Origin of the sequence: Kitasatospora sp. NPDC088783 (assembly GCF_044750705.1) — a bacterium.
In the GTDB taxonomy this organism is placed as follows: Bacteria; Actinomycetota; Actinomycetes; order Streptomycetales; family Streptomycetaceae; genus Kitasatospora; species Kitasatospora fiedleri.
In genome coordinates this window covers 161,141-174,112 of the sequence record NZ_JBIVKJ010000011.1, presented here as the reverse complement: position 1 = coordinate 174,112, position 12,972 = coordinate 161,141, and the positions used below count along the sequence as shown (strand labels likewise).

Annotated in this window: 12 protein-coding genes; 4 read left to right on the top strand and 8 right to left on the bottom strand. The window is 73.9% G+C overall.

From position 1 onward, the window contains the following. The first annotated feature begins 89 nt into the window (after positions 1–89). The 3 genes from ACIP60_RS27735 to ACIP60_RS27725 all read left to right on the top strand — a co-directional run bounded on the left by ACIP60_RS27735 (position 90) and on the right by ACIP60_RS27725 (position 3,040). Complete coding sequence (locus tag ACIP60_RS27735; RefSeq protein ID WP_400689049.1) at positions 90–1,121, top strand: methyltransferase; 1,032 nt, start codon at positions 90–92, stop codon at positions 1,119–1,121. 102 nt (positions 1,122–1,223) lie between these two features. Further along, positions 1,224–1,682, top strand: coding sequence for an acyl-CoA thioesterase (locus ACIP60_RS27730; RefSeq protein ID WP_400689046.1), 459 nt, complete (start codon positions 1,224–1,226; stop codon positions 1,680–1,682). Beyond that, the gene (locus ACIP60_RS27725; protein ID WP_400689043.1) at positions 1,679–3,040 is read left to right on the top strand and encodes an MFS transporter; all 1,362 of its coding nucleotides are present in this window, start codon (positions 1,679–1,681) and stop codon (positions 3,038–3,040) included. The genes ACIP60_RS27730 and ACIP60_RS27725 overlap by 4 nt, the downstream gene beginning before the upstream one ends. Positions 3,041–3,157: 117 nt before the next feature. Here ACIP60_RS27725 and ACIP60_RS27720 read toward each other — a convergent pair whose 3' ends face one another. Continuing rightward, positions 3,158–3,568, bottom strand: coding sequence for a Fur family transcriptional regulator (locus tag ACIP60_RS27720; protein ID WP_400689278.1), 411 nt, complete (start codon positions 3,566–3,568; stop codon positions 3,158–3,160). A gap of 191 nt (positions 3,569–3,759) precedes the next feature. Here ACIP60_RS27720 and katG point away from each other — a divergent pair, with 191 nt between their 5' ends. Next, on the top strand, positions 3,760–5,982 hold the full coding sequence (gene katG / locus ACIP60_RS27715; protein WP_400689040.1) for a catalase/peroxidase HPI: 2,223 nt from the start codon (positions 3,760–3,762) through the stop codon (positions 5,980–5,982). 57 nt (positions 5,983–6,039) lie between these two features. Here the strand turns inward: katG and ddaH are convergent, their stop codons facing one another. The 7 genes from ddaH to ACIP60_RS27680 all read right to left on the bottom strand — a co-directional run bounded on the left by ddaH (position 6,040) and on the right by ACIP60_RS27680 (position 12,942). Beyond that, positions 6,040–6,849, bottom strand: a complete 810-nt coding sequence (gene ddaH, locus ACIP60_RS27710) for a dimethylargininase (RefSeq protein WP_400689038.1) — start codon at positions 6,847–6,849, stop codon at positions 6,040–6,042. 133 nt (positions 6,850–6,982) lie between these two features. Continuing rightward, positions 6,983–8,335 (bottom strand): FAD-binding oxidoreductase, encoded by a 1,353-nt coding sequence (locus ACIP60_RS27705; RefSeq protein ID WP_400689036.1) that lies wholly within the window; start codon positions 8,333–8,335, stop codon positions 6,983–6,985. Then, positions 8,332–8,679: a hypothetical protein gene (locus tag ACIP60_RS27700; protein ID WP_100835554.1), complete on the bottom strand. Its 348-nt coding sequence runs from the start codon at positions 8,677–8,679 to the stop codon at positions 8,332–8,334. Before ACIP60_RS27700 ends, ACIP60_RS27705 begins: the two co-directional genes overlap by 4 nt. Beyond that, positions 8,676–9,026, bottom strand: coding sequence for a cupin domain-containing protein (locus ACIP60_RS27695; protein WP_100835555.1), 351 nt, complete (start codon positions 9,024–9,026; stop codon positions 8,676–8,678). The genes ACIP60_RS27700 and ACIP60_RS27695 overlap by 4 nt, the downstream gene beginning before the upstream one ends. 58 nt (positions 9,027–9,084) lie before the next feature. Further along, complete coding sequence (locus tag ACIP60_RS27690) at positions 9,085–9,762, bottom strand: response regulator transcription factor (protein ID WP_111554354.1); 678 nt, start codon at positions 9,760–9,762, stop codon at positions 9,085–9,087. 179 nt (positions 9,763–9,941) lie between these two features. Further along, positions 9,942–11,669 (bottom strand): tryptophan 2-C-methyltransferase, encoded by a 1,728-nt coding sequence (tsrT, locus tag ACIP60_RS27685; protein ID WP_400689031.1) that lies wholly within the window; start codon positions 11,667–11,669, stop codon positions 9,942–9,944. Between the two features lie 103 nt (positions 11,670–11,772). Beyond that, positions 11,773–12,942 carry an acyl-CoA dehydrogenase family protein gene (locus ACIP60_RS27680; RefSeq protein ID WP_400689028.1) on the bottom strand — a complete coding sequence of 390 codons (1,170 nt, stop codon included), beginning with the start codon at positions 12,940–12,942 and terminating at the stop codon, positions 11,773–11,775. Between the last annotated feature and the right edge of the window lie 30 nt (positions 12,943–12,972).

Sequence of the window (12,972 nt, the reverse complement as noted above, 5' to 3'; positions counted from 1 at the left end):
GGTCAGACGCTGCTGGCACGATGTCGGCCGGTCGTCTGACGTGCGGCGGCCGGTTGTCCGCCGCCCGTGCGAGCAGTCCGGAGGAGCCCGTGAACGAGGTCCGTCCCCCCCAGCCCGAGGAGATCGGTGCCGCGGTCCGCCAGGTGCTCGGCGACTCGCTCGGCTACCTGTACCCGGCCGCGCTGCGGGTCGCGGTCCGGCTGGGCCTGCCCGACCTGCTGCTGTCCGGCCCGCAGAGCGCCGAGCAGCTGGCCAAGGCGGTCGGCGCGGACGCCCCGTCGCTGTACCGGGTGCTGCGCTTCCTGGCCACCCGCGGCCTGTTCCGCGAGGACGAGGCGGGCGCCTTCCACCTGACCCCGGCCGCGCACGTGCTGCGCTCCGACGTCCCGTACTCGGTGCGCAGCACCGCGCTGCTGCTGACCGACCGGATGTACTGGGAGTCCACCGGCCGCCTGGAGCAGACCGTCCGGGACGGCCGCACCGCCTTCGACGGGATCTTCGGCGCCCCGCTCTTCGACCACCTGGCCGCCGTCCCCGAGGACGCCGAGACCTTCAACCGGGGCATCGCCGACCTGTCGGTGATCGAGCAGGGCGGCATCGCCGACAGCTACGAGTTCCCGGCCGAGGGCACCGTGGTGGACGTCGGCGGCGGCCCCGGCGGCTTCCTGCGCACCGTGCTGAGCCGCAATCCGGGCCTGCGCGGCGTGCTGTACGAGCAGGCGTCGGTGCTGGCCGGGCACGAGCTGGACGACCCGGCGATCGCGGGCCGCTGGGAGACCGCCGAGGGCGACTTCTTCAGCACCGCCCCGGGCGGCGGCGACCTGTACGTGCTCAAGCGGGTGCTGCACGACTGGGACGACGAGCACTGCCTGCGCATCCTGCGCGCGGTGCGGGCGGCGATGCCGGAGCACGCCCGGCTGCTGATCGTCGACGCGGTGGTCCCGGCCGGCAACGACCCGCACCCCGGCAAGCTCTACGACATCGCCATGATGACCATCTTCGACGGCAAGGAGCGCACCGAGCCGGAGTTCGACGCCCTGCTGGCGGCCACCGGCCTGCGCCGGACCCGGACCGTCCCGACGCCGGGCACGGTGTCGGTCGTCGAGGCCGTCCGGGCCTGACCCGGGGCGCCTTCCCCGCCGCCGTCGCTCCGCCACCGCCGTTCCGCCGCCGTTCCGCCGCCGCCGTTCCGCCGCCGTTCCGCCGCCGTCCAGGGAGACGCGATGCCCACTCAGCAGGACCCGGGGACCCCGGAGAGCGCCGGTCCGCCGCGCGGCCGGACCGAACCGGTCTTCGTGCACTTCGACGACCTCGACGCGATGGGGTTCGTCCACAACTCCCGCTACCCGGTGCTGCTGGAGCACGCGCTGACGGTGTTCTGGGCCCGCGAGGGCTTCACCTTCACCGACGGCCGCTACAGCCGGCCGGACGTGTTCCTCGCGGTCGCCGAGTTCGCGATCTCCTACCGCAGCCCGATCCGCGGCATCGGCGAGGTCGGCGTGCACTTCTGGATCTCCCGGCTCACCGACAGCACCGCCGAGTACGGCTTCCGGGTGCTGTCCGCCGACGGCGGCACGGTGCACGCCGAGGGCCGCCGGGTGCACGTGCGGATCGACCGCGAGACCCTCCGACCGACCTCCTGGACACCGGAGTTCCACACCGTGGCGAAGACACTGCTGTGACCGGACACCGTACCGACGTCCCCGCCGACGACGTCCCCGCCGCCGCTCCCGCCGCAGCCGACGCCGGGTCCGCCGCGGTGGGCTCCGCTCCCGCCGCGGCGGGCTCCGCGCCGTCGCCGGAGCGGGTGGGCCGCGGCTTCGTCGCGGGCATCGCGCTCGCCTCGCTGGGCCTGTGGGCCGCCCTGTACACGCCCGTCCAGGTGCTGCTGGCCCGGCAGCTGGAGGTGTTCTCCCCCGGCCACAAGGAAGCCTCGCTGGCCCTGGTGACCGGGGTCGGCGCCCTGGTCGCCCTGGTCGCCAACCCGCTGGTGGGCGCGCTGTCCGACCGGACCACCTCGCGGTTCGGTCGGCGCGGGCCGTGGCTGGCGGGCGGCAGCCTGCTGGGCGCGGCGGGCCTCGGGCTGCTCGCCGGGCAGCACACGGTGGCCGGGCTGATGGCGGGCTGGGTGATGGTCCAGCTGGGCCTGAGCGCGGCGCAGGCCGCGCTGGTCGCGGTGGTGCCGGCCCGGGTGCCGGTCTCCCAGCGGGCCGTGGTGAGCGCCTGGGTGGGGGCGACCCAGCCGCTGGCGGTGCTGGTCGGCACCGCCGCGGTGACCGGCCTGGCGGACGACGCGGCCGGTTACCTGGTGCTGCTCGTCCTGCTGCTGGCGGCCCAGCTGCCCTTCCTGCGCTCCCTGCGCGAGGCACCGGCCAAGGCAGCGGCGGAGCGGAGCCCGGCGGCGGGCGGCCGGATCGGGCCGCGCGCCCTGCTGCGCTCCTTCCTGATCAGCCCGCGCCGCCACCCGGACTTCGCGCTGGCCTGGCTGACCCGGCTGCTGATCCAGCTCGGCAACGCCACCGGCACCCTCTACCTGCTGTACTTCCTGCGCGACCGGATCCACTACGAGACGCTCTTCCCGGGCCGCAGGGCCGAGCAGGGCCTGCTGGTGCTGGTCGGCCTGTACTCGGTGGGCATCGTGCTGGCGGCCTTCGCGGGCGGCGTGGTCTCGGACCGGATCGGCCGCCGCAAGGCCCCGGTGACGGCGGCCGGCCTGGTCATCGCGGTGGGCGCCGGACTGCTGGCGGCGGTGCCGACCTGGCCGGTGGCGATCGTCGCGGCGGCGCTGTTCGGGCTCGGCTACGGCGTGTACGTCTCGGTCGACCAGGCGCTGATCACCGAGGTCCTGCCGGACCCGGAGACCTACGGCAAGGACCTGGGCGTGATCAACGTGGCGGCGGCGCTCCCCCACGTGCTCGGCCCGGCGATCGCCGCCCTGCTGGTCACCCACCTGGGCGGCTACCCGGCCCTGTTCGGCACCACGGCGGTGCTCAGCGCCCTCGGCGCGGTCCTGGTCCAGCGCATCCGCGGCGTCCGCTGAACCGGCCGTCCGCCGGGACGGCACCCGTGGAGAGGCCGCCCGTGGAGAGGGCGCCCGCGGAGAGGGCGCCCGCCGAACCGCGGACGGGCGGGCCCGGGCGGGCGTCCGGGGGCGGGGTCAGGTGCAGTCGGGGCAGAGGCCGCGGTAGGTGACCTCAGCGGTGGCGACGGTGAAGCCGAAGCGTTCGGCGGTGGGGAGGGCGGCGAGCGGGTCGCCGGTGGGGTGGACGTCGCGGACGGTGCCGCAGCCGGAGCAGACCAGGTGCTGGTGGGGCTGGTGGGCGTTGGGGTCGTAGCGCTTGGCGCGGCCGTCGGTGGCGACCTCGAGGACCTCACCGAGGGTGACCAGTTCGCCGAGCGTGTTGTAGACGGTGGCCCGGGAGATCTCGGGGAGGCGGTCGGCGGCGCGGGCGTGCACCTCGTCCGCGGTGAGGTGGACGTGGTCGCCGTCGAGCACCTCGGCGACCACCCGGCGCTGGGAGGTCAGCCGCCAGCCGCGGGCCCGCAGTCGTTCCAGCAGGTCACTCATCTCGTTCACCCAATCAGCTCAACATTCGCCCGAACTGTACAGCGGGTGTCGCCGGACACCCGATTCGAGCGGGACCACCACCCGATTGACCATGTTCTTGACTTAGACTTCGTCTATCTTAGGATCTGTTCCGGCGAACAGCCAAGGTGCCCGTCGCAGAACGTGATCCGCCCGACCCGGAGGGACATCCCATGCCCGAGAACGACGACGCCATCGTCACCGACCCCAAGTCCGAGGGTGCGGGCGGCTGCCCGGTCGCGCACGGCCGGGCCGCCCATCCGACCCAGGGCGGCGGCAACCAGCAGTGGTGGCCGCGCCGGCTGAACCTGAAGATCCTGGCGAAGAACCCGGCGGTGGCGAACCCGCTGGGCGCGGACTTCGACTACCCGGCGGCCTTCGCCTCGCTCGACCTGCCGGCCGTCAAGCGCGACATCGAGACGGTGCTGACCACCTCGCAGGACTGGTGGCCGGCCGACTTCGGCCACTACGGCCCGCTGATCATCCGGATGGCCTGGCACAGCGCCGGCACCTACCGGATCACCGACGGCCGCGGCGGCGCGGGCGCCGGCCAGCAGCGCTTCGCCCCGCTCAACTCCTGGCCGGACAACGCCAACCTGGACAAGGCCCGCCGCCTGCTCTGGCCGGTGAAGCAGAAGTACGGCCAGGCGCTGTCCTGGGCCGACCTGCTGATCCTGTCGGGCAACGTGGCGCTGGAGTCGATGGGCTTCGAGACCTTCGGCTTCGGCGGCGGCCGGGCGGACGTCTGGGAGGCCGACGAGGACGTGTACTGGGGCCCGGAGACCACCTGGCTGGGTGACGAGCGCTACACCGGGGACCGCCACCTGGAGGAGCCGCTGGGCGCCGTCCAGATGGGCCTGATCTACGTCAACCCGGAGGGCCCCAACGGCAACCCGGACCCGGTCGCGGCGGCCCGCGACATCCGCGAGACCTTCCGCCGGATGGCGATGAACGACGAGGAGACCGTCGCGCTGATCGCCGGCGGCCACACCTTCGGCAAGACCCACGGCGCGGGCCCGGCGGACAACGTCGGCGACGACCCCGAGGGCGCGGCGCTGGAGGAGCAGGGCCTGGGCTGGAAGAGCAGCTACGGCTCCGGCAAGGGCGCCGACGCGATCACCTCCGGCCTGGAGGTGACCTGGACCAACACCCCCACCGCCTGGGACAACTCCTTCTTCGAGATCCTGTTCGGCCACGAGTGGGAGCTGACCAAGTCCCCGGCCGGCGCGCACCAGTGGAAGCCGAAGGACGGCGCCGGCGCGGGCACCGTGCCGGACGCCTTCGACCCGGCGAAGAAGCACGCCCCGCAGATGCTCACCACCGACCTGGCGCTGCGCTTCGACCCGGTGTACGAGCAGATCTCCCGCCGCTTCCTGAACGACCCGGCGGCGTTCGCGGACGCCTTCGCCCGGGCCTGGTACAAGCTGACCCACCGCGACCTGGGCCCGGTCGTCCGCTACCTCGGCCCGGAGGTCCCGTCCGAGGAGCTGCTCTGGCAGGACCCGCTGCCGGCCGCCCAGGGCGAGCCGATCGACGCGGCGGACGTGGCGGCGCTCAAGGCGAAGCTGCTGGACTCCGGCCTGACCACCGCCCAGCTGGTGTCCACCGCGTGGGCCTCGGCGGCGTCCTTCCGCGGCAGCGACAAGCGCGGCGGCGCGAACGGCGCCCGGGTCCGGCTGGAGCCGCAGCGCGGCTGGGAGGTCAACGACCCGGAGCAGCTGGCGCAGGTGCTGCGGGTGCTGGAGGGCGTGCAGCAGGAGTTCAACGCGCGGGGCGGCAAGCAGGTCTCGCTGGCCGACCTGATCGTGCTGGGCGGCACCGCGGCGGTCGAGCGGGCCGCGAAGGAGGGCGGCGTCGAGGTCGAGGTGGGCTTCCGCCCGGGCCGGGTGGACGCCACCCAGGAGAAGACCGACGTCGAGTCGTTCGCCGCGCTGGAGCCGCAGGCCGACGGGTTCCGCAACTACCAGGGCAAGGGCACCCGGCTGCCGGCCGAGTACCTGCTGGTGGACCGCGCCAACCTGCTGAACCTGTCCGCCCCCGAGCTGACCGTCCTGGTCGGCGGCCTGCGGGTGCTGGGCGCCAACACCGGCGGCTCGCAGCACGGCGTGCTCACCGAGCGCCCGGGCACGCTGTCCAACGACTTCTTCGTCAACCTGCTGGACCTGGGCACCGTCTGGGCCCCGGTCGCCTCCGACAACACGGTGTACGAGGGCCGGGACGCCTCCGGCGCGGTGAAGTGGACCGGCACCCGGGCCGACCTGGTGTTCGGCTCCAACTCGGAGCTGCGGGCGCTGGCCGAGGTGTACGCCTCGGACGACGCCGAGGAGAAGTTCGTCAAGGACTTCGCCGCCGCCTGGACGAAGGTCATGGAGCTGGACCGCTTCGACCTGGCGTGAGGGTGAGCTGACGGAGGGCCCGGACCGCACCGGCGGTCCGGGCCCTCCGCCGTGCCGTCAGCGGCGCAGCTCCAGGGTGCAGCACTTGACCGCGCCGCCGGCCCGGAGCAGTTCGGTCAGGTCGACGCCGATCGGGGTGAAGCCGCGTTCGCGCAGCCGCTCGGCCAGGCCGACGGCGGCCTCCGGGAGGACGACGTGCGCGCCGTCGGAGACCGCGTTCAGGCCGAACACCCGGGCGTCGTCGGCGTCGGCCAGCAGCGCGTCGGGGTAGAGGCGCTCCAGGACCGCCCGGGAGGCGGCGTCGAAGGCCGGCGGGTGGTACATGATCTCGGTGTCGCTGAGCACCGCGAGCGCGGTGTCCAGGTGGTAGTAGCGGGGGTCGACCAGCCGCAGGGTGACCACCTCGCGGCCGAGGAACTCGCGGGCCTCGGCGTGCGCGGCGGTCTCGGTGCGGAAGCCGGTGCCGGCCAGGATGCGCTCGCCGGCCACCAGCAGGTCGCCCTCGCCCTCGTTGGTCCGCTCGGCGTCCTTGACCCGCCAGCCGCGCTCGCGGAACCAGTCGGCGTACGCGGGGCCCTCGGCGGCCCGTTCGGGGTGGCGGAAGCGGGCGCCGAGCACCCGGCCGTCGAGCGTGGTGGCGCCGTTGGCGGCGAACACCATGTCGGGCAGGCCGGGCAGCGGCTCGATCAGCTCCACGGTGTGGCCCAGGCGCCGGAACAGCGCGTGCAGCTGGTCCCACTGGGCCAGCGCGGTGCCGGTGTCGGTGGGCTTGGCCGGGTCCATCCACGGGTTGATGGAGTAGTCGACGGTGAAGTGCGCGGGCCGGCACATCAGGTAGTGGCGCGGGGTCGCGGTTCGCGGCGACACGGTGGTGTCTCCTTCCGGGGCGGGACGGAACGGCCGACGGTCGGTCGGGGGCGTTCCGTGCGCGGGCACGTGCGGTTCCGCACGTGCGGTTTCACGCGTGCGGTTCCGCACGTGCGGTTTCACGCGTGCGGTTTCAACTGCCGATGGACTGCGGGAAGGCGAACAGCCGGTCCGGGTCGTGGCGCTGCTTGGTGGCCACCAGCCGGGGGTAGTTGGCACCGTAGTAGGCGTCGCGCCAGCCCCGCAGGTCCGGATCGGTGAAGTTCAGGTAGGCGCCGCCGGTCGCGTGCGCGGCGATCAGGCGGTCGAGTCCGGCCAGCCAGTCCAGGTGCGGGGCCGGGTCCTCGCCCGGCAGCCAGGAGGTGTCCAGGCTGACCAGGTACTGCGCGTCGCGGTGGACGAAGGCGGTGGCCGCCGGGTCGACCCGGTTGATCGCCCCGCCCCAGCCGAACAGCGCGAACCCGCAGCCGTCGGCGTTGCCGCCGGGCGGCGCGGCGGCCAGGTGCGCCAGTGCGGCGGCCAGCGCGGCGGGCGGCAGCGGGCGGGCCGCGAAGTGGGTGCGGACGGCGAACGCGCCGCCGCTGGTCTCGTGCCGCAGGTAGTCCATCGCGTCCCAGAAGGCCCGGTCGGCGATCTCCGCGCGCAGCGGCGGCCCGGCGGCGAACGCCGGGGCGAGCAGCTCGCGCAGCTCGGCGGCCGGGCCCAGGTGCAGGCCGACGGTGGAGACCAGGGTCCGGCCGCCGGAGGTGGCGACGCCCAGCCGCAGCGAGGTCTCCTCGGGCGCGGTGAGCATCAGCTCCTGGACGGCGTGCAGCACGTGCTCGGCGTGCTCGGCCTCCCAGAGCAGCAGGCAGGTGGACGCGGCGGGTGCCTCGACGGCCTGGAAGGTCAGATCGAGGTTGATCCCGAAGTTGCCGCCGCCACCGCCCCGGCAGGCCCAGTACAGGTCCTCGTTGCGGTCCGCGTCGCAGGTCAGGACGGTGCCGGCGGCGGTGGCCAGGGTGGTGGCGCGCAGCGTGTCGGCGGTCAGTCCGAACCGGCGGGAGGTGGCGGCGGAGCCGCCGCCGAGCGCCAGCCCGGCGATCCCCACCCCGGCGCCGTTGCCGAGCGGCAGCGCGAGGCCGTGCGGGCGCAGCGCGGCGTACAGCGCGCCGGTCAGCACGCCGCCGCCGACGGTGACCCGCCCGGTCGCCGGGTCGACGGTGATCGCGTCCAGGGCCCGCAGGTCCACCACCAGACCGGAGTTGACGGAGTTCCCGGCGTACGAGTGCCCGCCGCCGCGCGGCACGATCGGCACCGCGTGGTCGCGGGCCCAGTCGATGGCCCGCAGCACGTCCGGCGGGCCGGCGGCCCGCAGCACGGCGGTGGGCGCGCGGTCGGCCCAGCGTTCGTTGAAGGCCGCGGAGGACTCGTGGAAGGCGCCGTCCCCGGGGCGCAGCAGCGGGCCGGTGGTGTGCTTGTCGAGCAGCGCCCAGTCGGCGGTCACGGGGCGATCTCCTCGATGGTGGAGGTGCCGGTGCCGGGGGTGGGGCCGTAGCGCTCCCAGGTCTCGTGCAGGCGGATGCGGCCGTCGGGGGTGAGGGTGGGGGTGTTGTGGGTGCGGCCGCAGACGATCTGGCCGTCGGTGAGGACGAAGGTGTAGCCCATGGCGAGGGTGCCGTCGGGCTGGCGGGTGCCGGCGGTCCAGCCGCGCTGGATGGTGCCGCCGGTGACCTCACCCCAGACCAGGTCGCCCTGCTGGTGGTAGACGGCGACGGTGCGGCGGTCGCCGTCGGGGGCGTGGAAGCGGCGGCCGTCGTAGTCGAGCGGGGCGGGGTGGCGGGGGTTCACGCCTGCCACCAGATGGCGTAGTAGGCGAAGTCGGTGTCGTGCGGGTTGGCGACGGCGTGGTCGGTGTCGGCGGGGAGCAGGACGAGGTCGCCGGCGGCGATGGGGTGGCTGCCGTCGGCGGTGCGGACCTCGCCGCGGCCGCTCATGCAGATGAAGAGTTCGCGTTCGGTGTGCTGGTGGGTGTCGGTGAGGTCGCCGGGGCGCAGCACGCACCAGGCGCCGTGGAAGGGGGTGGTCAACTCGCCCCAGGGGTGCAGGAGTTTCAGGTCGAGTCCGTGGGCGCGTTCGAGCTGCCGGGGTTCCTGGCGGCGGATCACCAGGCCGGGCGGCGGGCCGTTCTCGGGCATGGCGGGGCTCCGTTCGGCGGAGGCGGTGGCAAAGGGGCGGAGGTGGGGGGAGCGCGGGTCAGCGGGCCGCGGCGGCGTGGCCGAGGCCGGCGTCGCGGGCGAGGACCAGGGCCTGGGCGCGGTCGGCGACGCCGAGCTTGCCGAGGATGCCGGAGATCCGGTTGCTGACCGTCTTGGAGGCGAGGGCGAGTTCCCGGGCGATGAAGGTGTTGGAGCGCCCGGCGGCGAGGTGTTCGAGGACCTCGCGTTCGCGGTCGCTGAGCTGCGGGAACGGGTAGCTGCGCGGGCGCGGGCCGACGCCGATCAGGGTGCCGAGCCGGGCCGCGATGGCGCGGTCGAGGATGGCCTCGCCCGCGCCGACGGCGTGGATGCCGCGGACGATCTGGTCGGCGGTGGCGCGTTTGACCAGGTAGCCGCGGGCGCCGGCGTGGAAGGCGGCGGCGACGGCCTTGTCGTCGTCGAGGGGGCTGAACACCAGGACGCCGGTCTCGGGGGTGAGCCGCAGCACCTGGCTGATCATCCGCATGCCGGTGCCCTCGTCCATCTGCGGGTCGAGGACCAGCACGTCGGGCCGGTGCCGGGAGGTCGCGGCGAGCACTTCGCCGGTGGTGCCGGCCTCGCCGACCACCGCCGCGCCGCCGCCGGACTCCACCATGGAGCGGACGCCCTGGCGGACGGCGGGCTGGGCGTCCGCGAGCAGCACGGTCAGCGGTGCGGTGGTCCCGTGCTGGTTCATCGTCCCCTCGCGGCGTGTGGTGGTGCGGCGGGTGGTGCGCGGCGTGGCAGCGGCGGTGCGGCGGTGCGGCGGTCCTGCGGCGGCGGTAGGGCAGCGGTACGGCAGCGGATGATCACGGGTAGTGATGATTCCGTTATCTCATCATGATCCGATCAAACCGGCACCTCAAGTGCGCAATGTCATACAGGAGTTGGCAGATGTGACGATTGGGCGGCGGCTTCCCGGGCCTTGCGCATGATCTCCTCGCGGCCGCGCCAGTGCGACCAGAAGGCGCCGGTGTAGCCGAGCCCGCCCAGGCTGGTGAGGAAGGGGTTGTCGGCGTAGTTGTTGTCGTGCTCGCTCATCCCCTCGACGGTGGGCAGCATCACCCGGTGGTGGTCGGCCGGGTCGATCAGCGCCCACAGGTCGGTGACCGCGCCGTGCCAGCGCTCGGCCGGGTCCGCGGCCCGGGCCGGGTCGGGCAGCAGGTCGGGCGAGAAGTAGCAGACCAGCCGGAAGTTGCCGTGCTCGTCGAACATGAACTGCCGCTCGTACTCGGCCGGGGAGGCGCACATCCGCAGCGGCTTGAGCACGATCGGGCCGTCCGCGGTGTTGGACTGCAGGCCGGGGACGGTGCGCACGCCCGCGCACCGCTCGGCGATGTCGATGCCCATCGGGGTGTACGGGAACAGCCGCAGGCCGAGCGAGAAGCCGGTGACGGTGGCGTCCAGTGCCATGAAGGCGTCCACGCAGGCGCGGACCGTCTCGGGGGTCTCCCCCGGCATGCCGAACAGCGCCTCGACCATGGTGAGGATGCCGCGCTCGTGGCACAGCCGCACCAGCCGCTCGGTGTCGGCGAAGGTGTAGTAGGTGCCGCCCTTCTCGGTGACCTTCCAGCCGCTGAGCACCTCGGGGCGGATGTGGTCGCTGCCCACGTTGACGCCCCGGCAGCCGGCCGCGGCCAGCAGGTCGGCGAACTCCTCGTCGAACGGACTGGGCTGGCAGTAGACCCAGAGCCGCAGCTGGTTGAGCGGGTTGTCCGGGTCGGCGTGCCGGCGCCGGACCACCTCCCGCAGCAGGTTCTTGGCGTGCGCGATGGACAGGTTGAACTCGCTGTCGGTGGTGTGCTGGTCCAGGATGCCCTGGGCCGCCAGCGACTCCATCTCGTCGACCACCGAGGCGAGTTCGCGCTGCCCGTAGCGGGTGCCCTTGGCGTCGGGCTCGACGCAGTGCGAGCAGCGGTAGGCGCAGCCGTTCTTGGTCAGGATCGAGCCCAGGCCGCCGCGCCGGTAGTACTCCAGGTTGTCGACCCGGCGCGGCACGCCGGAGCGCCGCCGGTACACCGAGAGCCGGTCGACCTGCCAGACCCGGGGCTCGAACTGCCCGGTGGCCTCGGCGGGTTGGGGCTTGCCGTGGCGGACGGTGAGGACGGCGGGCGGCACCCGGACGGCGCCGCGCGCGGTGTTGCGGATCAGGCCGGGGATGCCGGCGGTGTCGCGGCCCTCGGCGATCGCGGCGGCCAGCTCGCAGAGGATCTTCTCGCCGGGGCCCTTCACGCCGTAGTCGATGCCGAAGTACTCGACCAGCGCGAACGGCATGGTGGAGAAGCCGATCCCGCCGCCGACCACGGGCGCGTCGGTGTGCCGGCGGATCTCGGTGATGATCTCCCGGTGCTCGCCGACGAACGGGCGCTGCTCGAAGGCGTACACGGTGTCGGTGTTGCGGACGGTCACCCCGACCAGCATCGGGGAGCGCTCGGCGAAGTACTCGTGCAGGCAGGCTTTCCAGTCGTCGCGGCGGAAGGTCAGGTCGAGCACCTCCACCTCGAAGCCGTCGTCCTCCAGCGCGGTGGTGAGCACGTCGAGGGCGTACGGCGCGATCGGCGGATGCACCTTGTTCGGGTTGACCAGCAGGACGAGTCTGCTCATCGGGGTTCCCTCCCTTGGGGGTTGGCGGCGGGGGGCGCAACTGCGGCGCGGGCTCGGCTGCGGCGCGGGCTGGTCCGCGGCGGGGGCTCGGTTACGGCGGGGCTCAGACCAGGCCGAGGCTGATGCCGAACTCCGGCTCGGAGCCCAGCAGGTAGGCCCCGGCGGACTGCAGGATGCGGTCCTGGGCGACCAGGTGCTGGACGAGCACGGTGGTGTCGCGCAGCCAGCGGTCCATCGGCGAGGAGCGGTTGATCGACCAGGTCTGCAGCAGGTCGTAGAGCCGGGCGACCACGTCGCGCGAGCTGCGGAAGGCGTGCAGCCAGGACAGCGGGGAGGCGGCCCGCTCGGTCGGGGTGAGGTCGTCCAGGGTGCCGCCGGCCGCCAGCACCGCCCACTGCCGGCGCATCGCGCCGTACACGCCCTCCCGGGTGGCGTTGAACTCGGCCTCCAGCCGGGCGAGTTCGGTCTGCACCCGCCAGCTGTCGGCCCAGCTGCGGCCGGCCATCCGGTCGTAGCGGGTGGTGGCCACCTCGCGGGCGTGGTCGAGGGCGGCGCGGGCCACCCCGAGCGGGACGCCGCACATCGCCCGGGTGAAGGAGTCCGGCTGGGCGAGCGGGCCGGGGCGGCCCTGCGGGGTGGCGAAGGTGTAGGTGTGCTCCTCGGGGACGAACACGTCGTCCATCGTGTAGTCGCAACTGCCGCTGCCGCACAGGCCGGTGGTGTCCCAGTTGTCGACCACCTCGACGGCGGAGCGGGGCACCAGGAACTGCCGGGAGTCGTGCCGGTGCTTGCTGCCGGGCTCGGCCCAGGGCTCGCCGTCCTGGTAGAGGAAGGCGCCGGAGGTCACCCAGTCGGCGTGCTTGACGCCGGAGCCGAACGACCAGCGCCCGCTGAGCCGGAAGCCGCCGGGGACCCGCTCGGCCCGGCCGGCGGGCTGGAGCAGCCCGGCCACCACCAGGTCCAGGCGCGGGAAGACCTCCTTGGCGACGGTCTGGTCCAGGAAGTTGGCGTAGATGCCGGTGTTGGCGCCGATCACCGCGCACCAGGCGGCCGAGGCGTCGCCGTACGCGAGCGCCTCCACCACCTCGGTCTGCTCCATCGAGGTGAGCCCGGGGCCGCCCCACTCGGGGCCGTAGCACATGCCGAACACGCCGGTGGAGCGCAGCAGTTCGACCACCTCGGCGGGCAGGGTGCGGTGGGCCTCGATCTCCGGGGCCCGCTCCCGCAGCACCGGCGCCAGCTCCTTGGCCCGGCGCAGGATCTCCGATGTCATCGCGTCACTTCTCCTTCTCTGTCGGGGGTG

Coding starts and splice junctions, on each gene's coding strand:
- katG (WP_400689040.1), top strand. CDS start 3,760: ATGCCCGAGAACGACGACGCCATCGTCACCGACCCCAAGTCCGAGGGT.
- ACIP60_RS27695 (WP_100835555.1), bottom strand. CDS start 9,026: ATGCCCGAGAACGGCCCGCCGCCCGGCCTGGTGATCCGCCGCCAGGAA.
- ACIP60_RS27690 (WP_111554354.1), bottom strand. CDS start 9,762: ATGAACCAGCACGGGACCACCGCACCGCTGACCGTGCTGCTCGCGGAC.
- ACIP60_RS27720 (WP_400689278.1), bottom strand. CDS start 3,568: ATGAGTGACCTGCTGGAACGACTGCGGGCCCGCGGCTGGCGGCTGACC.
- ACIP60_RS27680 (WP_400689028.1), bottom strand. CDS start 12,942: ATGACATCGGAGATCCTGCGCCGGGCCAAGGAGCTGGCGCCGGTGCTG.
- tsrT (WP_400689031.1), bottom strand. CDS start 11,669: ATGAGCAGACTCGTCCTGCTGGTCAACCCGAACAAGGTGCATCCGCCG.
- ACIP60_RS27730 (WP_400689046.1), top strand. CDS start 1,224: ATGCCCACTCAGCAGGACCCGGGGACCCCGGAGAGCGCCGGTCCGCCG.